Genomic DNA, 25026 nt, shown 5'->3' with positions numbered 1-25026 from the left:
CGGGTTCTTTTTAATATCAGTCACAAGTAAGGTAGGGTTATGATTTCAGGCATTTTAGCATCCCCGGGTATCGCTTTCGGCAAGGCACTTCTGCTGAAAGAAGATGAAATTGTCATCGACCGGAAGAAAATTTCTGCCGATAAGGTTGATCAGGAAGTTGAACGTTTTCTGAATGGCCGCACCAAGGCCTCCGCCCAGCTGGAGGTCATCAAAACCAAAGCTGGTGAAACCTTCGGTGAAGAAAAAGAAGCCATCTTCGAAGGGCACATCATGCTGCTGGAAGATGAGGAGCTTGAGCAGGAAATCATAGCCCTGATTAAAGATAAGCATATGACTGCCGATGCGGCAGCCAATGAAGTTATCGAAGGTCAGGCTACTGCCCTGGAAGAACTGGATGACGAATACCTGAAAGAGCGTGCCGCTGACGTACGCGACATCGGTAAGCGCCTGCTGCGCAACATCCTCGGTCTGGCCATCATCGATCTGAGCGCGATTCAGGATGAAGTTATCCTGGTAGCCGCTGACCTCACCCCGTCTGAAACCGCACAGCTGAACCTGAACAAGGTGCTGGGTTTCATCACCGACGCGGGCGGCCGTACTTCCCACACCTCCATCATGGCGCGTTCCCTTGAACTGCCGGCCATCGTGGGCACCGGTAGCGTGACTACCCAGGTGAAAAACGGCGATTATCTGGTTCTCGACGCGGTGAATAATCAGGTTCTGGTTAACCCGAGCGATCAACAAATCGAAGAACTGCGCAACCTGCAGGCTCAGGTCGCTGAAGAGAAAGCGGAACTGGCTAAGCTGAAAGACCTGCCGGCCATTACGCTGGACGGCCATCAGGTTGAAGTCTGCGCCAACATCGGTACCGTACGCGACGTTGAAGGTGCCGAACGTAACGGCGCGGAAGGCGTTGGTTTGTATCGTACAGAATTCCTGTTCATGGACCGCGACTCGCTGCCGACTGAAGAAGAACAGTTCGCAGCATACAAAGCCGTTGCCGAAGCGTGCGGCTCGCAGGCGGTTATCGTTCGCACCATGGACATCGGCGGCGACAAAGAGCTGCCGTACATGAACTTCCCGAAAGAAGAGAACCCGTTCCTCGGCTGGCGCGCAGTGCGCATCGCCATGGATCGCAAAGAGATTCTGCGCGACCAGGTTCGTGCCATCCTGCGCGCTTCCGCTTTCGGTAAACTGCGCATCATGTTCCCGATGATCATCTCTGTTGAAGAAGTACGTGCACTGAAGAAAGAGATCGAAATCTACAAACAGGAACTGCGCGACGAAGGTAAGGCTTTTGATGAGGCAATTGAGATTGGCGTGATGGTGGAAACCCCAGCCGCTGCGACAATTGCGCGTCACTTAGCCAAAGAAGTTGATTTCTTTAGTATCGGTACCAATGATTTAACGCAGTATACTCTGGCAGTTGACCGTGGTAATGATATGATTTCACATCTTTACCAGCCAATGTCCCCGTCCGTGCTGACGCTGATTAAGCAAGTTATTGATGCTTCTCATGCTGAAGGCAAATGGACTGGCATGTGCGGTGAGCTTGCGGGCGATGAACGTGCTACACTTCTGTTGCTGGGTATGGGTCTGGACGAGTTCTCTATGAGCGCCATTTCCATCCCGCGCATCAAGAAGATTATCCGTAACACGAACTTCGAAGATGCGAAAGTATTAGCAGAGCAGGCTCTTGCTCAACCGACAACGGACGAGTTAATGACGCTGGTTAACAAGTTCATTGAAGAAAAAACAATCTGCTAATTCACGAGATGCGCGGCCCAAATTACTGCTTAGGAGAAGATCATGGGTTTGTTCGATAAATTGAAATCTCTGGTTTCTGATGATAAAAAAGACACCGGAACTATTGAGATTGTTGCCCCGCTCTCTGGCGAGATCGTCAACATTGAAGACGTGCCGGATGTAGTTTTTGCGGAAAAAATTGTGGGTGATGGCATTGCTATCAAACCTACTGGCAACAAAATGGTTGCGCCGGTAGATGGTACCATCGGTAAAATTTTTGAAACCAACCATGCTTTTTCAATCGAATCTGATAGCGGCATTGAACTGTTCGTTCACTTCGGTATTGATACCGTTGAGCTGAAAGGCGAAGGCTTCAAACGTATCGCCGAAGAAGGCCAGCGTGTGAAAGTCGGCGACCCGGTTATCGAATTCGATCTGCCGCTGCTGGAAGAGAAAGCCAAGTCTACCCTGACTCCGGTTGTTATCTCCAACATGGACGAGATCAAAGAGCTGATCAAACTGTCCGGTAGCGTAACCGTGGGTGAAACACCGGTTATCCGCATCAAGAAGTAATTCTTGCCGCAGAAGAATGGCGCCTCTCGGGCGCCATTTTTTTATCTCGCCGCTTTAAACGGCCGATAGCACTTCTCCCGCGAAAGTATTTTCATCCCTTCCGGGCCGCTTTCCAGAATCCGCTTCTCGCTGTCAGAAACCTGCAAATCACACTGATATCCGCCAACGGCGCCAAATAAAGATCCCACTTCGCAGACATCCTCAAGGGCTTCGCTGCCGGTGGTCTCAAAATGGCCGACGACTCTTCCCTGCTGACGCACCACTAAACGATAGCTCTTCATTCTCCCTCCCTATGCGGCGGAAGAATGAGCTCATCGCAGCCCTGTTCATTGGTCCAGGTCATAACCGCCAGCACCCGCTGCGCGGCAGCGTGGGCGGCCTCGCCCAGCGGCATTCCGCATACCAGACCGCTCGCCAGCTCGGCGCAAAAAAGGTCGCCCGTTCCCTTCAGATCGGTTTCAACGCGCGGATGTTCAACCACCTCGACCGACTGCGCGCTAACCACCAGCACGTTGATCGTGGCGCTATTTTCTCCCGGCGCGCTGGTGATAACGACCCATTTCAGTGAATCAGAGAGCAGACTACGGGCGGCAATAATCGCCTCCTGCTGATTATGGCAAGGCAGACCGCTTAGCGTCTCCAGCTCAAACAGATTGGGCGTGATCCCCTGCGCCAGCGGGAGCAAATGCGTACGATAGGCTTCAGGGATCTCGGCCTTGACGTAAATACCGCTATCCACATCGCCAATGACGGGATCAACGAGAATACACAGTTCAGGATGCTGCTCGCGAATGCGCAGCAGCCATTGCGCCAGACGCTTAATCTGCACGGCGCTGCCCATATAGCCGGTCGTTACCGCCCGCAGCTCGCGCAGGGCGTCACGCTCCTCCAGCGCCTTTAAATAGCCGGCAAACCACTCTTCCGGGATAACGCCGCCATAGTAAGTATCATAGTGCGGCGTATTGCTGAACAGCACCGTCGGCACCGCGATGACCCGCAGGCCGTGCTGCTTTATAGCCGGTATCGCAATACTGTTGCCTACGCTGCCGTAGACCACCTGCGACTGCACGGCCACAATATCGACCTGAAGCGCCCGACTTTTATCGTTGAAGAGCACCGATTGTATTTCATCTTGCTGGCCCATCCTTTCTCCCCCCGCTGGACAGCGGGTCATACTCTGATTATCATTCGTCCTATGCTAAAATTCATTTTGTCATAGGTCAATAATGATCGTTGGAAAAACTGCCAGTGAGATCTTCGATAGCATCCGCCATCTGGTACAAAGCGGCGCACTCAAGCCTGGCGATGTTTTACCGCCGGTCCGCGAGCTGGCGGGCAAGCTGTCGGTTAACCGCAATACCGTCGCTGCCGCCTATAAGCGACTGGTGACCTCTGGCCTGGCTATCAGCCAGGGGCGTAATGGTACCGCCATTAAAACGCATAATACCCTGCCCGCCCTTGAAGGTGGCGATCCCTCTTCGCCGCTGAAGGATATCTCCAGCGGCAATCCCGACCCCGCTCGCCTGGCAAACCTCAAGCACTATCTCAGCGCAATTGCGCCAGCGCCTCGTCTGTACGGCGATGCGGCGGTTGAACCACGGCTGGCCGCGTGGGCCAGCCGCTGGGTTAACAACGATGTGAACCTGGATGCCGATATTAACCTTGCCAGCGGCGCTGTCGATGCGCTTGAGCGCCTGCTGTGCGCCCTGCTGCTGCCCGGCGATAGCGTGGCCATCGAAGACCCCTGCTTTCTCAGCAGCATCAATATGCTGCGCTACGCCGGTTTTAGCCCTTCGCCGGTACCGGTCGACGGGGAAGGCATGCAGCCTGAAGCCCTTGAAGAGGCGCTGAGCAACGGCGCCCGGGCGGTCATTATTACCCCGCGCGCGCACAATCCGACCGGCTGTAGCCTCAGCGAATCCCGCGCCCGGGCAATACGCGAAATACTGGCCCGCTATCCGCAGGTTCTGGTGATTGTTGACGACCATTTCGCGCTGCTCTCCGCCACGCCCTGGTACTCCCCTATCGCCGCGGAAAGTCAGCGTTGGGCGCTGGTACGCTCCCTGTCAAAAACCCTGGGACCAGATTTGCGTCTGGCCATCGTCGCCAGCGACGCTGACACGTCGGCGGCGCTGCGACTGAGGCTTAATTCCGGTAGCCAATGGGTCAGCCATCTGTTGCAGGATCTGGTCATCGCCTGCCTTAACGACAACACCTTTATGGCCTCTCTGGCGGAAACCCGGCGCCACTATCGTCAGCAGCATGAAAAGCTGATTGCCGCCCTCGCCAGCCGCGGAATCACCCATCTGACGCCGGGAGACGGCCTTAATTTTTGGTTCCCGCTGGAAGAGCCGAGCCAGCCGGTAGCGCTCCGTCTGGCGCACGCCGGCTGGCTGGTTCGCGAAGGCGAAACGTTCGGCATTCGCGCCCCTTCGCACGGGCTGAGGCTGTCGCTTGCGACGCTCAGCGACAATGAAATGAATAAGCTCGCCAATGACTTATACCAGATATTACAACAACAGTGACGGGAGTTAACGCTATGCAGATCCACTTTATCGTCCATGAAGTCTTTGAAGCGCCGGGAGCTTACCTGCACTGGGCGCAGGCGCGCGGCTACGGTATCAGCTGGTCGCGGGTATACGCGGGGGACAGGCTACCGGAAAACGCCAACGCTTTTGATATGCTGGTTGTGCTCGGCGGTCCGCAGTCGCCGCGCACGACATTATCTGAGTGCCCCTGGTTTGATAGCCACGCCGAGCAGCGTTTGATTGCGCAGGCCATTGCCGCAGGACGGATCGTGGTAGGGATATGCCTGGGCTCGCAGCTTATCGGTGAAGCGCTGGGCGCGCCGGTCATGCAAAGTCCGGAAAAAGAGGTGGGTCACTATCCCATCACGCTCACCACCGCGGGCCTGCAGGATGACAAACTGGCCCATTTTGGCCCCTCGCTGGTCGTCGGCCACTGGCATAACGATATGCCAGGCCTGACCCCGGAGGCGGAAGTGATGGCCTCCAGCGAAGGCTGCCCGCGGCAAATTGTGAAATACAGCGACCGGGTTTATGGCTTCCAGTGCCACATGGAGTTTGATGCTGAGGTCATTGAGCTGCTGATCGCCCATTCGCAGCAGGAGCTTAGCGCCGCCAGAGGCAGGCGTTTCATTCGTAGTGAACAGGAGATGCGTGCCTGGGATTATCGCGAAATGAATGAGAAGCTATGGGCGTTTCTTGATAAGCTGACGGCAAAGTAAGCAAAAGGCTTTTATTAAAGCCCGACAATTTAAGGATCGCCAGAAATGCCCAATCCCAACCCACAGCTTAAAGCCGCCATCGAAGCCTGCGATCGCGCTATCTCCCAGGAGGATTACGCGACACTGATGGAGTATTACGCTGATGACGCCGCGCTGGTCGTCAAGCCAGGCATGGTGGTGCGGGGCAAAGAAAATATCCGCAACGCGTTTATCGCCATTGCCGACTATTTCCAGCACCGGCTGGTGGTGACGCAGGGAAAAATGGAGATTATCGAAGGCGGCGGCAATGCGCTGGTGATTATGGAAACCCGGCTGGATATCCCGACGGCGGAAGCCGGGATAACACAGGTCACGCGGCGCGCAACCTATGTCTTTCGTCAGCAGGGTGAACGCTGGCTCTGCACCGTGGATAACTCCTACGGTACGGACCTGCTCGACGCGCCCGAGGTTTAAATTCCCGCGCCCTGGGTAAAGTGCTCTTCGCCAAATACGCCGGTAGAAAGGTAGCGATCGCCGCGATCGCAAACGATCGCCACCACTACCGCGCCAGGATTTTCACCCGCCACGCGTAGCGCGCCCGCCACCGCGCCGCCGGAACTGACGCCGCAGAAAATTCCCTCCTTCACCGCCAGCATCCGCATGGTGTTTTCGGCATCCTGTTGATGGATATCGAGCACCGCGTCCACCAGCTGCGCGTTAAAAATGCCCGGCATATATTCGGCAGGCCAGCGGCGAATTCCGGGAATACTGCTCCCCTCTTCCGGCTGCAGCCCCACGATGCTCACCGCTTTATCCTGCTCGCGCAGAAAACGCGATACGCCGGTAATGGTGCCGGTGGTACCCATGCTGGAGACAAAATGGGTGATCCGCCCGTCGATCTGCTGCCAGATTTCCGGCCCGGTAGTGGTGTAGTGCGCGTACGGGTTGTCCGGGTTGTTGAACTGATCGAGCAGCTTGCCTTCGCCGCGCTGCGCCATGGCTAACGCTAAGTCACGCGCGCCTTCCATTCCCTGCTCTTTGGTGACCAGAATCAGCTCCGCACCGTAGGCGCGCATGGCGGCACGGCGCTCCTGACTCATGTTGTCCGGCATCAGCAGCTTCATCTGATAGCCTTTAAGCGCGGCGATCATCGCCAGCGCAATGCCGGTGTTGCCGCTGGTCGCTTCAATCAGCACATCACCGGGTTTAATCTCTCCGCGCTTTTCGGCCTCGACAATCATCGACAGGGCCGCCCTGTCTTTCACCGACCCCGCCGGATTGTTGCCTTCAAGTTTGACCCAGATTTCGCTGCCGTTGTCCGGCCCCATGCGCTGCAGTTTGACCAGAGGCGTGTTGCCGATTGTTTGTTCTAATGTATTCACGGTTTTGCCCAATAAAAAGCCCGGTAAGCATTACGCCACCGGGCGAAAAACATACGCGATAACCTATCAGGCTGACTCCGCCAGAGCAATATCCTCGCGCGTCTCAATGCGTTCCTTCCCGTGATAAATACGGGCATGCTGCAGACCGACAAACAGGCGCTCTCCCCGGTGCGGCGGGACGTCGTCGCGCATGACCACGGTCAGCGGCTCGGTATACCAGCCCAGCGGTTGTACCACCAATTGCGTGTAGTGACCTTTAGGGCTAGCTTCCAGCACCTGCACCGGCAGCGGTGAATCGAGGCTGGTTCGGCGGCTCACGTCAACTTCCCACGGACGCAGGAACAGATCGACCGGCCCCTGATGCGCGGAGGTATAGCCCAGCGGCCAGCGGTGCGCGCCCACGTGGAATTGTCCGCCGCGAATGGTGCCCTGCAGACGGTTCACCTCGCCCATAAATTCCAGCACAAAGCGGGTCGCCGGTTCGCGCCAGAGCTGCTCCGGCTCGTCAACCTGCTCAATGTTCCCCTGGCTCATCACTACCACGCGGTCGGCAACTTCCATCGCCTCTTCCTGATCGTGGGTGACGAAGACGCTGGTGAACTTCAGCTCTTCATGCAGCTGACGCAGCCAGCGACGCAGCTCTTTACGCACCTGGGCGTCCAGCGCGCCGAAGGGTTCATCCAGCAGCAGAATTTGCGGTTCAACCGCCAGCGCACGCGCCAGCGCCACGCGCTGCTTCTGCCCGCCGGAGAGCTGTGCCGGAAAGCGATCCGCCAGATGCGCAAGCTGTACCATCTCCAGCAGTTTGGTGACTTTCGCTTTGATGGCCGCCGCATTTGGGCGCTCGCGGCGCGGCAGTACGGTCAGGCCAAACGCAATATTGTCGAACACGGTCATATGGCGGAACAGCGCGTAATGCTGGAATACAAAGCCCACCTTGCGATCGCGGGCATGCAGACGGCTCACGTCGGTGCCGTGAAAGCGGATGTGCCCGCTGGTCTGATGCTCAAGCCCGGCGATAATACGCAGCAGCGTGGTTTTACCGGAGCCAGACGGCCCGAGCAGCGCCACCATTTGTCCGGAAGGGATATCCAGCGAGATATCATTCAGCACCTGGGTGCGACCAAAAGACTTCTTAATATTGGCAATCTCAATGCTCATGATTTCCCTCCTGATGCTGACGTTTTTCCTGATTTTCTAAACGCCACTGCACCACACTCTTCAAAAACAGGGTCAAAATAGCCATCAGCGTCAGCAACGCGGCGGCAGTAAACGAACCGATGGTGTTGTAGTCCTGCTGCAGCAGCTCAATCTGTAGCGGCAGCGACAGGGTTTCACCGCGAATAGAGCCGGAGACGACGGAAACGGCACCAAACTCGCCAATCGCGCGGGCGTTGGTCAGCACCACGCCGTAAAGCAGCGCCCAGCGGATATTCGGCAGCGTCACGCGGCGGAACATCTGCCAGCCTGACGCGCCCAGCAGCACCGCCGCTTCGTCTTCGTTGCTCCCCTGGCTTAACATCACCGGCACCAGCTCGCGCACCACAAACGGGCAGGTCACAAAGACCGTCACCAGCACCATGCCCGGCCAGGCGAACATGATCTGCAGGTTGTGCTCATCCAGCCAGCCGCCCAGCGGCCCGTTGGAGCCGTAAAAGAGCAGATACACCAGGCCCGCTACCACCGGCGACACGGCAAAAGGAATATCCAGCAGGGTCAGCAGCAGCTGACGTCCCGGGAAGTTAAAGCGCGTCACCAGCCACGCCAGCAGCGTGCCGAACACCAGGTTCACCGGCACGGTGATCAATGCAATCAGCACGGTCAGCCAGATGGCGTGCAGCATATCCGGGTTCGCCAGGTTTTCCAGCGCGGGCATCAGCCCCTTGCTGAAGGCCTGAACGAAGATATACACCGTCGGCACGACGAGAATAAACGCGGAAACCAGCACGCCCGCACCGATCAGAAACCATTTACCCCAGTTGATGCGGGGCGCATCGTATCGCTTCAATTGCGTAACTTCCGCCATCAGTGACCTACCACACGTCGACCAAAGCGACTTTGCAGAGTGTTAATCGAGTACAGCAGCAGCAGCGAGGCCGCGAGGATCACCGAAGCAATCGCGCTCGCCGCCGGGTAATCAAACTCCTGCAAACGAATAAAAATCATCAGCGAGGTCACTTCCGTTTTCCACGCAATGTTGCCGGCGATAAAAATCACCGCGCCGAACTCACCGAGGCTGCGGGTAAAGGACAGCGCAACGCCCGCCATCAGCGCCGGGGAGAGCTCCGGCAGCACCACCTTGCGAAAGCTCTGCCAGCGCGTGGCGCCCAGGGTTTCCGCCGCCTCTTCATATTCCGGACCCAACTCTTCCAGCACCGGCTGCACGGTACGCACCACAAACGGGATGCTGGTAAAGGCCATGGCCACCGCGATACCGAGCCAGGTATAGGTGACTTTAATATCAAATTTCGCCAGCCACTCGCCGTACAACCCGTTCACGGAGAAGAGCGAGGCGAGGGTTAAGCCGGCAACGGCCGTCGGCAGCGCAAACGGCAAATCCATCAGCGCATCAAGCAGCGTGCGGCCCGGGAAGCGGTAGCGGGTTAAGATCCACGCCATCAGCAGGCCGAACACGCCGTTAAAAATGGAGGCGACAAACGCCGACAGCAGCGTCACTTTATAGGCCGCCACCACCTGCGGGTTGGTCACCACGTCCCAGTACTGCGCCCAGCTCATCTGGGCAAGCTGCATCACCAGCGCGCTGAGCGGCAACAACAGGATAAGGCAGACGAACAGCAGGCTGGTCCCGAGGCTTAAGGTAAAGCCCGGCAGCACGCGTTTAGTCGATACTGCAAACATTACTTACGCCCCGCCGCCAGCAGTTTGTCCAGCTCACCGCCGCTGGCAAAATGGGTTTTCATCACATCAGGCCAGGAGCCAAATTTATCTTCCACGCGGAACAGTTCGGTCTGCGGGAATTTATCTTTCAGTTTGTTCATCACGTCCGGGTTATTCACGCGGTAGTAGTAATCGGTAATGATGGTCTGCGCCTGTGGGCTGTACAGGTAGTTGAGATAGGCTTTTGCCGCTTTCTCGGTACCGTTGGCCTGGACGTTTTTATCCACCCACGCCACCGGGAACTCGGCCAGGATGTTGGTTTTCGGGATAACCACCTCAAAGCCCTGCGCTTCATACTGTTTGCGGATGTTGTTCACTTCCGATTCGAAGCTGATCAGCACATCGCCCAGACCGCGCTCGGCGAAGGTCGTGGTAGCCCCGCGACCGCCGGTATCAAACACTTCGACGTTTTTCAGGAACTGGGTCATGAACTGCTCGGTTTTCGCTTTATCGCCGCCGTCAGCCTTGTCCGCCGCGCCCCACGCCGCTAAATAAGTGTAACGCGCGTTGCCGGAGGTTTTTGGGTTCGGGAAAATCAGCTTCACGTCGGAACGCACTAAGTCATTCCAGTCGTGGATATTCTTCGGGTTACCTTTACGCACCAGGAAGCCCATGGTGGAGTAAAACGGCGAGCTGTTATTCGGCAGACGGCTTTGCCAGTCGGCGGGGATCAGCTTGCCTTTGTCGTGCAGAATCTGGACATCGGTCACCTGATTGTAGGTCACCACGTCAGCCTTCAGCCCTTGCAGAATCGCCAGCGCCTGTTTTGATGACCCGGCATGAGATTGTTTTATCGTCAGCTTATCGCCGCCGTTATCTTTCGCCCACTGCTGTTCGAACTGCGGGTTAAGGGCGGCAAACAGCTCGCGGGAAACATCGTAGGAACTATTCAGCAATTCCGTCGCCTGCGCCTGTGCGACCAGCAGCACAGAAGCAGCCAGCGCCAGATATCCTTTTTTTAGTGATTTAACGGCCATTGCGCACCCTTATCAATATGATGATTTTCTGCTGATCATCATATTTATAACGGCTATGAAAGGAGTAACGGTTTTATATACCGTTTGGCGATTTGGAAGTCGAAAAGAGAATAAGGGAATGGCAAAGCTTATCTGAATCACGCATGCAGAACCGGAAAACGTTCGACGCCTGCCGGCCGCGCCGAACGGTCCCCTCTCCCTGCGGGGGAGAGGGTCAGGAGAAGATCTTACAGCGCCAGCAGTCTATCCAGCGAAGGCGCGAAGTAGTATCCGCCGGTCACCGGTTTGGTAAAACGCAGCATCGCGTCGCGCTTACCGTCGGTATCGCCGAACATGCTCAGCAGCTGCTGTTCAATATTGTGCAGACGCGCGCAGTAGGCGCAAAAGTAGAGGCCGTGGGTGCCGCTGGCGGTACCGTACGGCAGGCTCTGACGCACAATCTTCAGCCCTTTACCTTCTTCTTTCAGATCCACGCGGCTCAGGTGAGAGGTATCCGGACGATCGTCGCCGTCAATCTCTTCGTTGGCTTCTTTGGTACGGCCGATCATCATCTCCTGATCGGGAACGCTCATGCGATTAAGCTGCTTGAGGTTGTGCTCCCAGCGCTGCACAAATACGTAGCTGCCGCCCGCATCGACGCCATCCTGAATCACCGCCACTTCACGGCGGGTCTCTTCCCCCGCCGGGTTTTCAGTACCGTCGACAAAGCCGCTCAGATCGCGCTCTTCAATCCAGCGAAAGCCGTGAATCTCTTCTTTAACATCAATCGCTGCGCCAAAAGCGGAGAGGGCCGCCTGAGCGACAGAAAAATTCAGCTCATGCTGCGCGGACAGAATGTGGATTAGCACATCATACTGGGTGGCCGGGGCCAGACCTTTGCCATAGGACGGGAAGTCTTTTAGCTCTTCAGCCCCGACGCCACCGCTTAGCTGACGCCAGACGTTATGGCCAAAAGCGACCACCGCCCCCAGCTTCGCTTCCGGGTATTTCGCCTGAAAGGTGGCTAACTTATCGGCAAACACCTTGCTGGCTTCGCGCAGGGCGTCAACATCGCCTTTGACATTTGCTTCAATCCAAATCGCCGCACGGCAATGTTCCGGCAAAATGCCGCTCTGAACCTGAGACATCGCTCCTCCTGAAATAGTACAACCACAACGCTGTGGCTTTTTAAGGCGCTATTGTACCCGCTTTTTCAGGACCTCGAATCACTTCAGATCAAATTAGCGACGCCAGATAATCTTGCTCACCTTCCAGTTTTTCAGCGTGTCGTCGGAGGGCATTAGCTCATCAGGGCCGCTCCAGTTGCCGGTGAAGGCATAGCTAATATGCTGGCTACCCTCGGCCTTGCACTCCACCACGGCACCGTTATCGTTGCTGCCTTTCTGGCAGTTACCAAACGCTTTGCTGTAGATATCGCTGAACGGGGTACCGATTTTCACGCCGCTGGCGGCTTTGATATTGCTATCGCGCACGTCGATGCGGCTAATAGTCCCGCTCTCGCCGTTGATGGTCAGCGCGACCTTGTCATCTTTTAACGCTTCGAAATAGCGCACAATATTGCCGTTAGCCGTTTTCATGCCGCTGCGCAGGCGGTAGCTGCTGCCGAGCGCGTCGCCGATCGCCTGCTCGCTCAGCGCCGTTGACGCCGTCAGGTTGCCTACGCCCTGTTCGCTCACCTCCATAGAGGAACCAAACCAGTTCCACGGATAAGCCGCCGACCAGTTCACCGAGCTCATCGTTGAGCAGCCGGTTAAAGCCAGCGGTAGTGCGCAGAGAAGTAAACGTAGCGATTTCATGACTGAGTGTCCTTTCTGATGTATTCAACGCAAGTTGGAGTGCGCGATCGGCAAAAAGTGCCGTTAAACCTGTTCTTCGCGAAAACAGGCTTTCAGCCGACGGCTGCTTAACAGCCACCAGAGCGCGTAAAGATCCGCCGCCAGCAGGCCGATGGTCACCGCCGAAGGCGACTCGCCGCTCATCCACAACAGCGGTTGCCAGACCAACAGCAAGAGCTGGGAAAGCACCAGCAGCCAGCGCATCATGGGCCAGAGCCGGGGGAAGCGCTGACGATGCCCGCTAATGATAAACGCCAGCACCGCCGGAATGCCGGGGAGCAATCCCAGCCAAAAATTATCGTGGTCCGGATAAAACAGATTCAGCAGCGCGTCGCCCTGCTGGCGTGACGCGCCGGCCATCAGAAATAGCACCCACGTCCGCGCCTGAAGCAGCAGCACGCACCAAAAGAGAAACGGCAAACGCAGGCGGCCGTGGGTATCGAAATCGGCGGGGATAAACTCAGTATTCTTCATCTTCAATTAAGCGCTTGCCGAGGCACAGCACGTCTGAATGCTCATAGCCAAGGCGTTCGTACATCCCCTGCACCACATCATTATCTTCGCGAACCATAATATTTATTTTCGGACAGCCGCGGGCGATCAGCTTTTTCTCCAGCCGATTAAGTAGCGCATTAGCAATACCGCGACCGCGATATTCAGGATGCACGCCAAGATAATAGGCAGACCCGCGATGCCCGTCATAACCGCCCATCACCGTGCCAACCACTTCACCGTTAACTTCGGCGACCAGAAACAGGCTGGCATCGTGGTTCAGCTTACGTTCAATATCCATTTCCGGATCGTTCCATGGGCGAAGGAGATCGCAACGCTCCCACAGGGTGATGACCTCTTCGAAATCTTGCTGGCGAAAAACGCGTATCTCCATGGTATTCCCCACCATTGACGGTTAAAAACAGAGATTATGGCGTGATTGTGCCCGATAGCCAATATCAGGCGCAATGAGCCGCAAAAAATGGCATACTATGACTTTGTCATGTATTGAAATGAAAAGTAAAACAATTCTTATTTTGAATGGTCGTATCAGAAAAGACGATACGATATAACATTGGTTACCACTTGTTTGCAATTCAGGCCGAATGAGCACTTTTAAACCATTAAAAATACTTGCTTCGCGCCGCCAGGTGCTGAAAGCCGGGCTGGCAGCAATCACGCTTTCAGGGATCGCCTCACAGGCCAGCGCGAAAGAACAACAGCCATTGAAAACATCCAATGGGCACAGCAAACCCGCAGCGAAGAAAAAAGGCGCCAAACGCGTCGTGATGCTCGACCCGGGCCATGGCGGTATTGATACCGGCGCTATCGGCCATAACGGTTCAAAAGAGAAGCACGTCGTGCTGGCGATCGCTAAAAACGTGCGCAGCATTCTGCGCAGCAACGGCATCGATGCGCGCCTGACGCGCAGCGGCGATACCTTTATTCCGCTCTATGACCGGGTGGAGATCGCCCACCAGCACGGCGCCGATCTTTTTATGTCAATTCACGCCGATGGTTTCACCAACCCGAGCGCGGCCGGCGCTTCCGTTTTCGCCCTTTCCAACCGCGGCGCCAGTAGCGCCATGGCAAAGTATCTCTCGGACCGTGAAAACCGGGCGGATGAAGTGGCCGGCAAGAAAACGACGGATAAAGACCACCTATTGCAGCAAGTGCTGTTCGACCTGGTACAAACTGATACCATCAAAAACAGCCTGACGCTCGGTTCCCATATCCTGAAAAAGATCAAGCCGGTGCACAAGCTGCACAGCCGCAATACCGAGCAGGCGGCGTTTGTGGTGCTGAAATCGCCGTCGATTCCGTCGGTGCTGGTAGAAACCTCGTTTATTACCAATCCGAACGAAGAAAAACTGCTCGGCACCACCGCGTTCCGGCAGAAAATCGCCACGGCGATTGCCAACGGCATCATCAGCTATTTCCACTGGTTCGATAACCAGAAAGCCCACTCGAAGAGACGTTAATGAGACCCGATGCGCACCAGGTAAAAGCTTTCCTTCTCCAGCTCCAGGATGCTATCTGCCAAAAGCTCAGCGCCGTTGACGGCAGCGAATTCATCGAAGATAGCTGGCAGCGGGAAGGCGGCGGCGGCGGACGCAGCCGGGTGCTGCGCGATGGCGGTATCTTTGAGCAGGCTGGCGTTAACTTTTCGCACGTGCACGGCGAGGCGATGCCGGCCTCCGCAACCGCGCACCGCCCTGAGCTGGCGGGCCGCAGCTTTGAAGCGATGGGCGTCTCGCTGGTCGTGCACCCGCGCAGCCCCTATATCCCTACCAGCCACGCCAACGTGCGCTTCTTTATCGCGGAAAAACCGGGCGCCGAGCCGGTATGGTGGTTCGGCGGCGGCTTCGATTTAACCCCCTACTACGGCTTTGAAGAAGATGCCGTTCACTGGCATCGCACCGCCCGCGACCTGTGCCAGCCCTTCGGCGAAGAGGTTTATCCGCGCTATAAAAAGTGGTGCGACGACTACTTCTTCCTCAAGCATCGTAACGAGCAGCGCGGCATCGGAGGCCTGTTTTTTGATGATTTGAATACCCCGAACTTTGACCATTGTTTCGACTTTATGCAGGCGGTGGGCAATGGCTTCACCGATGCGTATCTGCCCATTGTCGAGCGGCGTAAAGAGAGGGTCTGGGGCGAGCGCGAGCGCGATTTTCAGCTCTACCGCCGCGGGCGCTACGTGGAGTTCAACCTGGTGTGGGATCGCGGCACCCTGTTCGGCCTGCAAACCGGCGGCCGCACCGAATCCATTCTGATGTCGATGCCGCCGCTGGTGCGCTGGGAATACGACTACCAGCCGGAAGCGGGCAGCCCGGAAGCGGCGCTGAGCGCGTTTATTCAGGTGCGCGATTGGGTTTAACGTTGCCTGATAGTGCGGTTCGCAGGCCAGATACGGCGCTGTTTTGCCTGATGACGCTACGCTTATCAGGCCTGCGATGACGGCGCGAATCACCATCCGCTAAATAGATCGTCATCACGCCCACTGCCGCATCCGCTGATGCAGCGTCAGCGACGGTTTCTCGGCGAACAGCTGCTGATAATCGGTAGCGAACTGGCCCAGGTGCCAGAATCCCCACTGCATCGCCGCATCCTTAACCGTCGTGCTCTGCGACCACGGGCTAATCAGCTCCCGGCGCACCGCGTTTAAACGAATGCGCTTCAGCCAGGCGTTCGGCCCGATCCCCAGAATGGCGTGAAAGGCGTTTTGCAGCGTACGGCGGCTGACGTGCAGTTGCTGACATAAATCGAGAACCGTCAGCGGCTCCGACATATTCTCCAGCACGTACTCCCGCGCCCGGGAAAGCAGACGCCGATAGCTCTGGTGGCTAATGCTCTCGGCGGTAATCATCGGCTGCGCCTCCTCCAGCATCGCCCCCATCGCCAGCAGGAGATTATCGCCCAACACCTTACGCACCGCGGGCTGATGAAGGTTCTCCGGATTCTCGCTAAACGTCGCCAGCGCCTGCTGCACAAAGCCCCACAGCGCCGCCTTGTGCTCCTCTTTGACCTCCAGCGCCGACTGGTTACGCAGCATATGCAGCACCCGCTCCGGGTGATGCAGGAAGCTGGCCTGGCGGGAAATGACATCCTCCGAGATCACTACGCCCAGAATGGTGTAATCATCCGGCGTGCTGAGCTCAAACTCGGTGCCGCCGGGTCGGGTGGCGATTTCGGCGCTGCCGAGGCACTGTGAGCCAATAAACCCCTGCTCGCCGCGGGTTGCCGGAATACCGAACCAGAAGGAGTTCGGCCACACCAGGCAGGACTGACGCAGCGCCAGGCCGGTATATTCGCGAAAGACCTGAATATCATCGAGCAGGATTTCGGTAAATTCACCGTGAAATTTCCCCGGATGCAGCTGATCGTAAATCTGCTGCCAGGCGGTAATCGTCAGGGCATGTTCATAGACATCGGTGGTCCGCCGCTGATGGACGTTGTCCACCTCGACCATCGGCGTCAGTTTAACGTCTTCGGGTAATGCTTCATGATAAAGATGGTGCAGGTTGGCCGGTTTTTTCTTTTTCATGATCTGATAAACCGGGAGCGCTTTCGCGTTCCCGGCACCTCCGACTGGTTAATTTTTTAAGCGATAGCGACTACTGCGTTTACGCAACGCTCCGGTAGAAAAGAGCTGCTCCAGCGCCTTCCTGGCCTCTTCAAGCGACCAGCCGAAATGGGCGGCCACCTCCCCTGCCGTCATTCCCTGACGCGTCGAAGAGAGCAGCGTCAGCAAGGGTTCTGAGGATTCCACGACCACCGGCGGCTCCGGCGTTTGCGGCAGCCGTTGAAAACCGGCGATCAGCCGCTGGGTATCCTCTTCCGGGCGTCCAATCTCCCGACGGCTGATAACGCGCCCCGTACGCTGCGCCGCAGCGCTGCCGGCATCCAGCGCCGCCCGGCACGCCGCCAGGTCGCCTTCCACCACCAGCGTCAGCCTGCCGGGGTCAAGAACCTCATGGCTGAGCAGCCGCACGTTGGCCGCCTTCAGCATCGCATCCGCCGCGTCAACGGCGGCCACCATGCCGTCCACTTCCAGTAATCCCAGGGCGTTGATCATCGCTTCCCCCTTACGCGCGCTGGATTGGATGACGGGCAATATCCAGAACGGCATCGGTAAAGGCGTTACAGGCGGCTTTACAGGCGGCCTGGCTTCCCGTCAAAAAGGCGGCGGAATAGTTGGTTTCCGACGGCGGCGGCACGTAGGTCACCAGCTGCACGTCGGCCGATTTCATTGCCGCATCGATACCGAAGGTCGCCTCCAGCGGCGGCGCCACCAGATAAGCGATCGGATCGCCCAGCGCAATGCCGGAGGTAGACGAGAGATAAGAGCCGGTACGCGACACCACGTGCGCCAGAAACGCCGTATCTTCGGCATCGTTGGCCCACTGGAACGCGGCCCCAGTTTCGATATGCGCCACCATCGCATCCAGACCGGCGCGCACTTCCGCCGGGTTCGGGCCGCCCAGCATAATCAGCACTTCACCTGCGGTTGGCGAAGGGCCGTGGGCCGCGCCGGCGTAAAGAGAACGACCGTAGACCACTTCCACCATCGCCTGTTTTGTCGCTTCGTCAGCGGCAATATAAGTCACATCATCCGAATCCGCCGTGATGAGTCCGAGGCTACGTATATGTGGCGGTAATTTAAGCTCGCGGGCAAAGCCGTCATTCACTGAGGCAATCACGCGCATGGCCGTCACCGAAGGGCGAATTAAATCTAATGCAGGCATGATGCCTCCTTACCGAGTCATGTTGATGCCGGAAGCCTTCTGCTCCAGCATGCGTTTGGCCAAATCGACAATCACCGCCGCGGCTTCTACCGGGGGCGTACCGCCCTGGTGAATATTGGAAATACAGGTCCTGTCCGCTTCGACGGTGGTCGCCACGCGCGGCGAATACACGGCGTAACAGGAGAGGCTTTCCGACTGCCCCAGCCCCGGACGTTCGCCTACCAGCAGGATGACCACCTTCGCGCCGAGAATTTCGCCAATCTGATCTTCAATTTTGACCCGCCCGTAGCGGACGAAGAACGGCGTACCGACCTTCAGTCCGGCCTGCTTCAGGCCCGACAGCAGCGGCGGCAGGATCTCTTCATAGTTGACGGTAATCGCGTCGGTAGAGAGGCCATCGGATACCACCACCTGAACGTCAGGATTCGCCACGCACTGCGCCTTCAGCGCCTCAATAGCCTCCGGACTCAGCCGACGGCCCATATCCGGGCGCGTCAGGTAGAGGTTTTTGTCGCTAATTTCGGAGCGCACCTCCAGCAATCCCTGGGTTTTCACCCACTCCTCCGGTACCTCTTTCAGCACCGTATCCTTGGAGCGCGAGTGGTCGGCGAGGAAGCGCAGCAGCGCGAGGGTGCGCGGACGCGGACCGGCGCGGCCGGTACACACGCGCGCCGCGGTGCTGCGCTTCAGTTCGGCCAGCACTTCCGCACGATGCGGCTGCTGCACGCCAATCCAGCCTTTCGCCTCTGGCGAACCTAAATCCAGCACGCAGCTCTCCGCCGCGACCTCGCACCGGCTGGCGCACTTCGTCACCGTCGCCTCAGGCGCTGCTGCTGCCGTCTGCGGTTGTCCCATTGACGCCATCACGCTACGTACAATTTCTTCAATCTGCTTTTGATCCATCATGTGTCATCCCCGCGTCATCAAAAGAACAGTGACGGATCGCCCGCCCGTTGGGTCAGACGACCGTTTGCCATAATGCCCATGGTTTCCAGCCAGCGTTCGAACTCCGGCGACGGCCGTAGATTCAGCAGCTGACGGACGGTAGCGGTATCGTGAAACGCGGTGGTCTGATAGTTGAGCATGATGTCGTCGCCGAGCGGCATGCCCATGATGTAGTTGCAGCCGGCGGTGGCGAGCAGAATCATCAGGTTTTCATTGAGGTTCTGGTCGGCGTCTGCATGGTTGGTGTAGCAGCAGTCGCAGCCCATCGAGATGCCGCTCAGCTTGCCCATAAAGTGATCTTCGAGACCGGCGCGAATAATCTGCCGATCGTTATAGAGGTACTCCGGCCCGATAAAGCCCACCACGGTATTGACGAGGAACGGATCGTAGTGCCGCGCCAGGCCATAGTTGCGCGCCTCCATCGTCACCTGGTCGGCGCCGAAGTTCGCGCCGGCCGACAGCGCCGAGCCCTGCCCGGTTTCAAAGTACAGGCAGTTCTCCCCGGCGATACGGTTAAACTCGGCGCCGACCGCCCTCGCTTCATCGAGCATCGCCAGCTCCACGCCGAACTCTTTTAGCCCCTTTTCGCTGCCGCAGATGCTCTGGAAAATAAGCCCCCCCGGGGCGCCGCGACGGATCGCTTCAATCTGGGTGGTGACGTGCGCCAGCACGCAGCCCTGGGTCGGGATATTAAACTTGTCGATAACGCCGTAGACGGTATCGAGGACGCGGGTCAGGTTCTCCACGTCATCGGTTACCGGGTTAACGCCGATCACCGCATCGCCCGCGCCGAACGAGAGCCCTTCGTAGATTTGCGCGGCAATGCTCTGCACGTCATCGCGGGTATCGTTCGGCTGCAGGCGGCAGCTAAAGGTGCCCGGCAGGCCGATGGTGGTGTTGGCTTTTTTAATCACCGGCATTTTCTTCGCGCCGTAGATCAGGTCGGCGTTGGAGCAGACCTTCGCCACCGCCGCCACCACTTCTGAGGTCAGCCCTTTGCGCACAAACGCGATGTCATCGCTGGTGACCTCATCGTTAAGCACGTATTCGCGCAGGTCGCTGATAGTCCAGTTTTTAATCCGCTGATAGGCGGTTTCGTTGACGTCATCCTGAATCAGGCGCGTCACGCAGTCCTCTTCATAAGGAATCACCGGATTGTTACGAATATCGGCGACCGTCATATCGGAGAGCACCTGCTTCGCCGCCACGCGCTGCTGCGAACTTTCCGCCGCCACCCCCGCCAGCACATCCCCCGAACGCAGTTCGTTGGCTTTAGCCAGCACCTCTTTTACATCCTTAAACTGATAAACATTGCCGAACAATGTGGTCTTTAGTTTCATAAGTCGTTCCCTCAGGAAGGAAATGCGAGTGATTTCACCGTCACCGGCACAACCGATCCGCCAAAAAGAGGCGTACCAATGTCGATATAGTCCCCCGCCCGTACGCTCACCTCATCGATGACCGCCAGCGGGAGTTGTTGCAGCTGCGGGCGCAGCAGCATGCCCAGCGCTTTGCCAAAGTCCTGCTCGGCCACCACCAGCAGGGGATGCGGGTTGGGAAAGCGCGCGACAAAAGCCAGCAGCGCGTCAATCACCACCAGCAGGGCGGCGTAGCGCACCGGCAACGAAGCAGGAAGCGCCAGCACGTAAGCATCCGATCCCGGATCCAGATCGAGCTGCATCAGCGCCTGCTGCCAGGCGCTCAGCAGATCGGCTTCATCAAGCGGGATCGCCACCGGCAGATTGCGCAGCGGGAGCTGAACCCCCTCCAGCCAGATGGTGCTGCCGGAAAGCGAGAGCGTGTGCGCGCCGGCGCCAATCACCGTGGCGCGTACGGTTTGCGCCGGGAACTGCACGTTCATCTCCCGCAGCCGCGGATGCTCATGCAGCGCCGTGGCCAACAGTGGCCCAATATCAGAAAAACAGAACGGATCCGCGGGCTGGTTGCGGTAGCACTCGCCCACTCCGCCGGAAAGGGTTATCACCTCGGGTACCGCGCCTGCGGGCAGCAGGCCGGTTTGCATCAGCCGTTGCGCCAGCGGAGAGAGCGTGCCGTCGATAACTTCGACGATCAGCTCCGCCATCCGCCGCGCTACCTGCGCTAACTGCGAAGCACTCAACGCGCGCGCATCGGCGCCTGCGCCAAAAACCTCATCGACGATCATTTGTCCCGGCTGATGGGCATAAACCACCCGCCCCTGGCCGTCGGTCTCCAGCAGGCGCCCGCCAACGTTCAGGCAGGCGGTGGCGCTGATTTTTCCCGCTTCAAACAGCGCGTAGTTTGAAGTACCACCGCCGATATCAATGTTCAGCACCCGGCACATCCGCTGTTCAGAAAGGGTTTGCGCCCCGGCGCCGTGACCGGCAATCACCGATTCCAGATGCGGCCCGGCGCTGGCCACCACAAAATCGCCGAGCGACTGCGAGAGCGCCATCACCGCCGCCCTTGCGTTGCGGGTTTTCGCGCTTTCGCCGGTAATAATGATCGCCCCGGAGTCCACCGATTCGGGGGCAACTCCGGCGGCCTGATACTGCGCCAGAATCAGCGCCTTGAGTTCGGTCTCCTTCAGACCGCCCTGCTTATCAACCGGGGTAAAGAAGACCGGGCTTTGCCAGCTAATTTCGCGTTTGATGAATTCGTAGCGCGGCACCTGCGACACCGCCGCACGGTTAACCAGCTCAAGGCGGGAGAAGATCACCTGAGTGGTGGTGGTGCCAATATCGATACCGACGCTCAGCAGCTGGCGAGTTTTCACGATTGCGCCTCCGCTTCGGTTTTCGCCGCCGCCGGCGCGCTTTCATCTTTCGGCACCAGCAGCATCGCTACGCCAATGGCGGTGACGCCGCCGATCAGCTTGCCGACGATCATCGGGAAGATCATGGCGTTCATGTTGGCGGCGGCGAAGCCTAAGTGGTCCCCCAGCGCGAAAGCGGCGGAGACGGAGAACGCGCAGTTGATGACTTTGCCGCGGGTATCCATCTGCTTCATCATGCCGAACATCGGGATGTTGTTGGCCAGCGTCGCCACCATCCCGCCGGCAGCCATATTGTTGATTTTCAGCAGATTACCGACGCGCATCAGCGGCTTTTCAAACCAGCGGGTCAGCAGCAGCACCATCGGATAAGCGCCGAGCAGCACGCAGGAGATCGAACCAATAACTTCGATAGCGCGCATCACCTCGCCGGGCTGGTCGCCGGGAGCCATAAAGATCGGGTCGAGCCCCGGGATCAGATCCCAGCCGAGCAGGAACTTGATGACCGCCGCGGCCAGGCCGATGGTGATCAGCGCCACCAGAAATTTGGCGAAGATCTGGAAGCCGTTGATCATTTTTTCCGGAATAAACTTCAGCCCCAGCGCCACCAGCACCGCGACGATAAGCACCGGGATCATATTCATCAGGATCAGCGCGAAGGTGAACTCCACCGGCTGTCCGTTAATCTCTACGCCGGAGTACATGGCCACCAGGCCGCCGGCGATGCAGCCGATTGGAATCGTGACGATCCCGGCCAGCACGCCCAGCGCCAGGTAGCGGCGGTCGGAGGGCTCGATGATGCCGAGCGCGACCGGAATGGAGAACACCAGCGTCGGCCCCATCATCGCCCCGAGGATCAGGCCGGAATAGAGCCACGCCGCCACGTCGCCGCCCGCCAGCTCTTTAGCGAGGAAGAAGCCGCCCATATCGCAGGCCAGCAGCGTTCCGGCGAACATCGACGGGTTGGCGCCGAGCATTTCATACAGCGGAATTATCACCGGCCCGAGCAGGTGCGCCAGTACCGGCGCCAGCGCGGTCATCCCGACCATCGCCAGGCCCAGCGCGCCCATCGCCATAAACCCCTCTTCGAACTGGCCGCCGGATCCTTCGATGCTTTTGCCAAACTTGCCGAGAAAGCGCGCCGAGCCGCCAAACTGCGACAGGATCCTGTCCACGGCGGCAATCAGCATAAAGAACATCATGATGTACATGATGATTTCGTTAATTCCCATAGCCTTTACTCCCTGTCATTTATGATTTGTAGATACTGTGAACGCCGGGGCATTAACCACGCTCCGGGGGCTTTCCCGGGTCGCGGCGTGAACGCCTTACCCGGGCTACGGAATAGCAGACGGCTGCGATCCTGTAGTCCGGCTAAGCGCAGCGCGAGCCGGGACAGCCACACGCCTCCGGGAAAATGGCCGCATCAGCGCGCCGCCGCGTACAGATCGATAATCTGCTCCCGGGTGGCGGTGCGTGGATTGGTGCGCAGACAAATGTCCTCCTGCGCCGCCTGCGCCCATGCGCTGAAATGTTCGGGCTTCGCCCCGGCGTCAGAGAGTCGTTTGCTCAGGCCGACTTCGGCGATCAGCGCCTCTACGGCGGCGATTGCCTCGTGGTCGTCGGTTTTTTTAGCGGTCAGCGCCCGGCCGATCTGGCTGAAACGCTCGCGGCATACCATGCGGTTAAACTGCATTACCGTCGGCAGCAGCATGGCGTTGGCCTGCCCGTGTGGAATATGCAGCGCCGCGCCGGGCTGATGCGCCATCGCATGACACAAGCCAAGACCCGCGCTGGAAAAGGCCATTCCCGCCATACAGGAAGCCAGCAGCATGCTTTCGCGGGCGGCGAGGTCGTGGCCGTAGCCCACGGCCTTCGGCAGCGCCTGGCCGATCATCGCTATCGCGCCAAGCGCCAGGCTATCGGTAAAGGGCGTCGCGTTGAGCGCGCTGTACGCCTCAACGGCGTGAGTCAGCGCGTCAATCCCGGTCATCGCCGTCACCGGCGGCGGAACGCCTTCGGTCAGGGCGGCGTCGAGAATCGCCACGTCCGGCATGAGCGAGGCGTGGGCCAGCACCTGCTTGCGCCCGCTGACCGCATCGATAATCACCGTCACGTTGGTGGTTTCCGAGCCGGTTCCGGCGGTGGTAGGCACCGCAATGAGCGGCAGACGCGGGCGCAGTACGCTGCTTTCCGTCATCGCGCTGAGCGTCTGCTCCGGGTTGGTGACCAACAGCGCGACCGCTTTCGCCGCGTCAAGCACCGAACCGCCGCCAAAGGCCACCACGCCGTCGCACTTCGATTCGCGCAGCTGCGCCACCGCCGCGCAGACGTCGGTAATGCACGGCTCTCCCGGCGGACAGGGCCAGACGGTCATCGCCACCCCCTTCATCGCCAGGCTGCGCGCAAGCCCGGCGGTCATTCCCGCCTGATGCAGGAAACTGTCGACCATCACCAGCAGATGGCTTACGCCTCGCGCTTGCGCTTCCTGACCGCAGGCGCCCAGCGCGCCGAGGCCGCACAGCGTCACCGGCGGCACGCTGAAGGTTTTCACCCGCTGCAGATTCAGGGTATCGAATGCCTGAAAGAGCGCCGTCTGCAGTTCAGCTTGCATAGATTCCCTCCGCTTTCTCTCTCCCGCTGCTGGCTATCGCCAGCGGGGTCATAAACAGGCTGTGCTGCGGTAAATGCACCCGTAATTCCGGGAAGCGCTTGCGAAACAGCGCGTCCACGCCCGGCTGCATACAGGAGCCGCCCGCCAGCCATAAATCAGCAATGCCCTGGCCTTCGATATGGTGAGCAACAATCTCGGCCATCTTTTCGTATACCGGCTTCACCACCGGCCAGATCTCCTGGACGTTGCTGCGCTTGTACTGCTCCGCCTCTTCCAGCGGCATGCGGCGGTTACCGGCAAGGGTCAGGGAGATATGGTGACCGCCGGTCGCTTCATCGGCGGAGTACGTCACCTCGCCCCTTTTGACGATAGCGATCCCGGTGGTGCCGCCGCCGATATCCACCACGCCCGCGTTGTCGAGCTGTAGCAGATCCGCCACCGCGGTCGGTTCATCCAGCACGTGGCTAACTTCCAGCCCGGCAGATTCGAGTACGTTGATCGAAATACGCGGGTCGGTGCCCGGCGGAAACGAGGTCGCCGCGTGGCTGAAGCGACAGCCAAGCTGCTGTTCGAGCATATCGAGATGGCGGCGCACGATGGTGACGGCGCCGAAGAAATCCCAGACGATGCCGTCACGCACTACGTCAGCCCAGTCCAGACACACCGCCACCGGCTGCCCTTCGCTGTCGACAACCATCGACACCACGTCGCAGGTGCCTAAATCCACGCCCAGCCACAGCGGTGATTCACTGGCGGCAGGCGTCTGATTACACAGGGCGGCCGCTTTTTGCAGTCTGGGGGTGAGCCAACGTTGTTCGTCGTGTGCCATGAGTCATCC

27 protein-coding genes are annotated in these 25026 nt (G+C 58.5%); 7 read left to right on the top strand and 20 right to left on the bottom strand.

Annotated features, from left to right (window positions below):
- The first annotated feature begins 39 nt into the window (after window positions 1-39).
- Both ptsI and crr read left to right on the top strand, forming a co-directional pair.
- Window positions 40-1767, top strand: coding sequence for a phosphoenolpyruvate-protein phosphotransferase PtsI (ptsI, locus tag ABLU67_RS25975; RefSeq protein WP_004852999.1), 1728 nt, complete (start codon window positions 40-42; stop codon window positions 1765-1767).
- Between the two features lie 42 nt (window positions 1768-1809).
- Window positions 1810-2319, top strand: a complete 510-nt coding sequence (gene crr, locus ABLU67_RS25970; RefSeq protein ID WP_000522253.1) for a PTS glucose transporter subunit IIA — start codon at window positions 1810-1812, stop codon at window positions 2317-2319.
- A 41-nt stretch (window positions 2320-2360) separates the two neighbouring features.
- On the opposite strand, the gene ABLU67_RS25965 is transcribed toward crr, so the two are convergent.
- Both ABLU67_RS25965 and pdxK read right to left on the bottom strand, forming a co-directional pair.
- Window positions 2361-2600 (bottom strand): hypothetical protein, encoded by a 240-nt coding sequence (locus ABLU67_RS25965; RefSeq protein ID WP_004104337.1) that lies wholly within the window; start codon window positions 2598-2600, stop codon window positions 2361-2363.
- Window positions 2597-3463 carry a pyridoxine/pyridoxal/pyridoxamine kinase gene (pdxK, locus tag ABLU67_RS25960; RefSeq protein ID WP_014230316.1) on the bottom strand — a complete coding sequence of 289 codons (867 nt, stop codon included), beginning with the start codon at window positions 3461-3463 and terminating at the stop codon, window positions 2597-2599. Before pdxK ends, ABLU67_RS25965 begins: the two co-directional genes overlap by 4 nt.
- An 82-nt stretch (window positions 3464-3545) precedes the next feature.
- Here pdxK and ptsJ point away from each other — a divergent pair, with 82 nt between their 5' ends.
- From ptsJ to ABLU67_RS25945, 3 genes are read left to right on the top strand one after another with little or no spacing between them, the layout of a single operon-like run.
- Window positions 3546-4844, top strand: coding sequence for a transcriptional regulator PtsJ (gene ptsJ, locus ABLU67_RS25955; RefSeq protein ID WP_025106635.1), 1299 nt, complete (start codon window positions 3546-3548; stop codon window positions 4842-4844).
- A gap of 14 nt (window positions 4845-4858) precedes the next feature.
- Complete coding sequence (locus ABLU67_RS25950) at window positions 4859-5566, top strand: GMP synthase (protein ID WP_009654866.1); 708 nt, start codon at window positions 4859-4861, stop codon at window positions 5564-5566.
- A 45-nt stretch (window positions 5567-5611) separates the two neighbouring features.
- Window positions 5612-6019 carry a nuclear transport factor 2 family protein gene (locus ABLU67_RS25945; RefSeq protein WP_014230318.1) on the top strand — a complete coding sequence of 136 codons (408 nt, stop codon included), beginning with the start codon at window positions 5612-5614 and terminating at the stop codon, window positions 6017-6019.
- Here ABLU67_RS25945 and cysM read toward each other — a convergent pair.
- The 9 genes from cysM to ABLU67_RS25900 form a co-directional block, all read right to left on the bottom strand.
- Window positions 6016-6927, bottom strand: coding sequence for a cysteine synthase CysM (gene cysM, locus ABLU67_RS25940; RefSeq protein WP_348852592.1), 912 nt, complete (start codon window positions 6925-6927; stop codon window positions 6016-6018). The two genes, ABLU67_RS25945 and cysM, sit on opposite strands and share 4 nt — an antisense overlap.
- A 66-nt stretch (window positions 6928-6993) precedes the next feature.
- The gene (gene cysA / locus ABLU67_RS25935; RefSeq protein ID WP_004853015.1) at window positions 6994-8088 is read right to left on the bottom strand and encodes a sulfate/thiosulfate ABC transporter ATP-binding protein CysA; all 1095 of its coding nucleotides are present in this window, start codon (window positions 8086-8088) and stop codon (window positions 6994-6996) included.
- Complete coding sequence (gene cysW / locus ABLU67_RS25930) at window positions 8078-8953, bottom strand: sulfate/thiosulfate ABC transporter permease CysW (protein WP_004853017.1); 876 nt, start codon at window positions 8951-8953, stop codon at window positions 8078-8080. Before cysW ends, cysA begins: the two co-directional genes overlap by 11 nt.
- Window positions 8953-9786 (bottom strand): sulfate/thiosulfate ABC transporter permease CysT, encoded by an 834-nt coding sequence (gene cysT / locus ABLU67_RS25925; RefSeq protein WP_004123378.1) that lies wholly within the window; start codon window positions 9784-9786, stop codon window positions 8953-8955. The genes cysW and cysT overlap by 1 nt, the downstream gene beginning before the upstream one ends.
- A complete protein-coding gene (gene cysP / locus ABLU67_RS25920) occupies window positions 9786-10802 on the bottom strand; it encodes a thiosulfate/sulfate ABC transporter substrate-binding protein CysP (RefSeq protein WP_014230322.1) in 1017 nt (338 codons plus the stop codon). The genes cysT and cysP overlap by 1 nt, the downstream gene beginning before the upstream one ends.
- A 227-nt stretch (window positions 10803-11029) precedes the next feature.
- Entirely contained in the window at window positions 11030-11929 is a 900-nt protein-coding gene (locus ABLU67_RS25915; protein ID WP_009654897.1) for a Dyp-type peroxidase, read from the bottom strand.
- A gap of 93 nt (window positions 11930-12022) precedes the next feature.
- Window positions 12023-12598 carry an RpoE-regulated lipoprotein gene (locus tag ABLU67_RS25910; protein WP_014230324.1) on the bottom strand — a complete coding sequence of 192 codons (576 nt, stop codon included), beginning with the start codon at window positions 12596-12598 and terminating at the stop codon, window positions 12023-12025.
- A gap of 63 nt (window positions 12599-12661) precedes the next feature.
- Complete coding sequence (locus tag ABLU67_RS25905) at window positions 12662-13111, bottom strand: DUF2919 domain-containing protein (RefSeq protein ID WP_004853030.1); 450 nt, start codon at window positions 13109-13111, stop codon at window positions 12662-12664.
- The gene (locus ABLU67_RS25900; RefSeq protein ID WP_004853033.1) at window positions 13098-13523 is read right to left on the bottom strand and encodes a GNAT family acetyltransferase; all 426 of its coding nucleotides are present in this window, start codon (window positions 13521-13523) and stop codon (window positions 13098-13100) included. The genes ABLU67_RS25905 and ABLU67_RS25900 overlap by 14 nt, the downstream gene beginning before the upstream one ends.
- Before the next feature lie 211 nt (window positions 13524-13734).
- Between ABLU67_RS25900 and amiA the strand changes: the two genes are divergently transcribed.
- Window positions 13735-14610: an N-acetylmuramoyl-L-alanine amidase AmiA gene (amiA, locus tag ABLU67_RS25895; protein ID WP_004870750.1), complete on the top strand. Its 876-nt coding sequence runs from the start codon at window positions 13735-13737 to the stop codon at window positions 14608-14610.
- Window positions 14610-15509 (top strand): oxygen-dependent coproporphyrinogen oxidase, encoded by a 900-nt coding sequence (gene hemF, locus ABLU67_RS25890; protein WP_047723139.1) that lies wholly within the window; start codon window positions 14610-14612, stop codon window positions 15507-15509. The genes amiA and hemF overlap by 1 nt, the downstream gene beginning before the upstream one ends.
- Before the next feature lie 114 nt (window positions 15510-15623).
- Here the strand turns inward: hemF and eutR are convergent, their stop codons facing one another.
- The 9 genes from eutR to eutJ form a co-directional block, all read right to left on the bottom strand.
- Window positions 15624-16676, bottom strand: a complete 1053-nt coding sequence (eutR, locus tag ABLU67_RS25885) for an HTH-type transcriptional regulator EutR (RefSeq protein WP_025106630.1) — start codon at window positions 16674-16676, stop codon at window positions 15624-15626.
- A gap of 48 nt (window positions 16677-16724) precedes the next feature.
- Entirely contained in the window at window positions 16725-17207 is a 483-nt protein-coding gene (gene eutK / locus ABLU67_RS25880; RefSeq protein WP_014230327.1) for an ethanolamine utilization microcompartment protein EutK, read from the bottom strand.
- A 10-nt stretch (window positions 17208-17217) separates the two neighbouring features.
- Window positions 17218-17877, bottom strand: a complete 660-nt coding sequence (gene eutL / locus ABLU67_RS25875) for an ethanolamine utilization microcompartment protein EutL (RefSeq protein ID WP_004853042.1) — start codon at window positions 17875-17877, stop codon at window positions 17218-17220.
- Window positions 17878-17886: 9 nt separating this feature from the next.
- Window positions 17887-18780 carry an ethanolamine ammonia-lyase subunit EutC gene (gene eutC, locus ABLU67_RS25870; protein WP_025106629.1) on the bottom strand — a complete coding sequence of 298 codons (894 nt, stop codon included), beginning with the start codon at window positions 18778-18780 and terminating at the stop codon, window positions 17887-17889.
- A 20-nt stretch (window positions 18781-18800) separates the two neighbouring features.
- On the bottom strand, window positions 18801-20162 hold the full coding sequence (eutB, locus tag ABLU67_RS25865) for an ethanolamine ammonia-lyase subunit alpha (protein WP_004104373.1): 1362 nt from the start codon (window positions 20160-20162) through the stop codon (window positions 18801-18803).
- A gap of 11 nt (window positions 20163-20173) precedes the next feature.
- On the bottom strand, window positions 20174-21577 hold the full coding sequence (gene eutA, locus ABLU67_RS25860; RefSeq protein ID WP_102803362.1) for an ethanolamine ammonia-lyase reactivating factor EutA: 1404 nt from the start codon (window positions 21575-21577) through the stop codon (window positions 20174-20176).
- Complete coding sequence (gene eutH, locus ABLU67_RS25855; RefSeq protein WP_025106627.1) at window positions 21574-22806, bottom strand: ethanolamine utilization protein EutH; 1233 nt, start codon at window positions 22804-22806, stop codon at window positions 21574-21576. Before eutH ends, eutA begins: the two co-directional genes overlap by 4 nt.
- Window positions 22807-23000: 194 nt before the next feature.
- Window positions 23001-24188: an ethanolamine utilization ethanol dehydrogenase EutG gene (gene eutG / locus ABLU67_RS25850; protein WP_348852591.1), complete on the bottom strand. Its 1188-nt coding sequence runs from the start codon at window positions 24186-24188 to the stop codon at window positions 23001-23003.
- Window positions 24178-25017, bottom strand: coding sequence for an ethanolamine utilization protein EutJ (gene eutJ / locus ABLU67_RS25845; RefSeq protein WP_348852590.1), 840 nt, complete (start codon window positions 25015-25017; stop codon window positions 24178-24180). The genes eutG and eutJ overlap by 11 nt, the downstream gene beginning before the upstream one ends.
- Window positions 25018-25026: the final 9 nt, after the last annotated feature.

Source organism: Klebsiella sp. GN_Kp190, from assembly GCF_040061795.1.
GTDB lineage: Bacteria > Pseudomonadota > Gammaproteobacteria > Enterobacterales > Enterobacteriaceae > Klebsiella > Klebsiella michiganensis.
Note: the sequence above shows the minus strand (reverse complement) of the source record. Positions and strands in the feature narration are given on the sequence as shown.

Coding starts and splice junctions, on each gene's coding strand:
- ptsI (WP_004852999.1), top strand. CDS start 40: ATGATTTCAGGCATTTTAGCATCCCCGGGTATCGCTTTCGGCAAGGCA.
- crr (WP_000522253.1), top strand. CDS start 1,810: ATGGGTTTGTTCGATAAATTGAAATCTCTGGTTTCTGATGATAAAAAA.
- ABLU67_RS25965 (WP_004104337.1), bottom strand. CDS start 2,600: ATGAAGAGCTATCGTTTAGTGGTGCGTCAGCAGGGAAGAGTCGTCGGC.
- pdxK (WP_014230316.1), bottom strand. CDS start 3,463: ATGGGCCAGCAAGATGAAATACAATCGGTGCTCTTCAACGATAAAAGT.
- ptsJ (WP_025106635.1), top strand. CDS start 3,546: ATGATCGTTGGAAAAACTGCCAGTGAGATCTTCGATAGCATCCGCCAT.
- ABLU67_RS25950 (WP_009654866.1), top strand. CDS start 4,859: ATGCAGATCCACTTTATCGTCCATGAAGTCTTTGAAGCGCCGGGAGCT.
- ABLU67_RS25945 (WP_014230318.1), top strand. CDS start 5,612: ATGCCCAATCCCAACCCACAGCTTAAAGCCGCCATCGAAGCCTGCGAT.
- cysA (WP_004853015.1), bottom strand. CDS start 8,088: ATGAGCATTGAGATTGCCAATATTAAGAAGTCTTTTGGTCGCACCCAG.
- cysW (WP_004853017.1), bottom strand. CDS start 8,953: ATGGCGGAAGTTACGCAATTGAAGCGATACGATGCGCCCCGCATCAAC.
- cysT (WP_004123378.1), bottom strand. CDS start 9,786: ATGTTTGCAGTATCGACTAAACGCGTGCTGCCGGGCTTTACCTTAAGC.
- cysP (WP_014230322.1), bottom strand. CDS start 10,802: ATGGCCGTTAAATCACTAAAAAAAGGATATCTGGCGCTGGCTGCTTCT.
- ABLU67_RS25915 (WP_009654897.1), bottom strand. CDS start 11,929: ATGTCTCAGGTTCAGAGCGGCATTTTGCCGGAACATTGCCGTGCGGCG.
- ABLU67_RS25910 (WP_014230324.1), bottom strand. CDS start 12,598: ATGAAATCGCTACGTTTACTTCTCTGCGCACTACCGCTGGCTTTAACC.
- ABLU67_RS25905 (WP_004853030.1), bottom strand. CDS start 13,111: ATGAAGAATACTGAGTTTATCCCCGCCGATTTCGATACCCACGGCCGC.
- ABLU67_RS25900 (WP_004853033.1), bottom strand. CDS start 13,523: ATGGAGATACGCGTTTTTCGCCAGCAAGATTTCGAAGAGGTCATCACC.
- amiA (WP_004870750.1), top strand. CDS start 13,735: ATGAGCACTTTTAAACCATTAAAAATACTTGCTTCGCGCCGCCAGGTG.
- hemF (WP_047723139.1), top strand. CDS start 14,610: ATGAGACCCGATGCGCACCAGGTAAAAGCTTTCCTTCTCCAGCTCCAG.
- eutR (WP_025106630.1), bottom strand. CDS start 16,676: ATGAAAAAGAAAAAACCGGCCAACCTGCACCATCTTTATCATGAAGCA.
- eutK (WP_014230327.1), bottom strand. CDS start 17,207: ATGATCAACGCCCTGGGATTACTGGAAGTGGACGGCATGGTGGCCGCC.
- eutL (WP_004853042.1), bottom strand. CDS start 17,877: ATGCCTGCATTAGATTTAATTCGCCCTTCGGTGACGGCCATGCGCGTG.
- eutC (WP_025106629.1), bottom strand. CDS start 18,780: ATGGATCAAAAGCAGATTGAAGAAATTGTACGTAGCGTGATGGCGTCA.
- eutB (WP_004104373.1), bottom strand. CDS start 20,162: ATGAAACTAAAGACCACATTGTTCGGCAATGTTTATCAGTTTAAGGAT.
- eutH (WP_025106627.1), bottom strand. CDS start 22,806: ATGGGAATTAACGAAATCATCATGTACATCATGATGTTCTTTATGCTG.
- eutG (WP_348852591.1), bottom strand. CDS start 24,188: ATGCAAGCTGAACTGCAGACGGCGCTCTTTCAGGCATTCGATACCCTG.
- eutJ (WP_348852590.1), bottom strand. CDS start 25,017: ATGGCACACGACGAACAACGTTGGCTCACCCCCAGACTGCAAAAAGCG.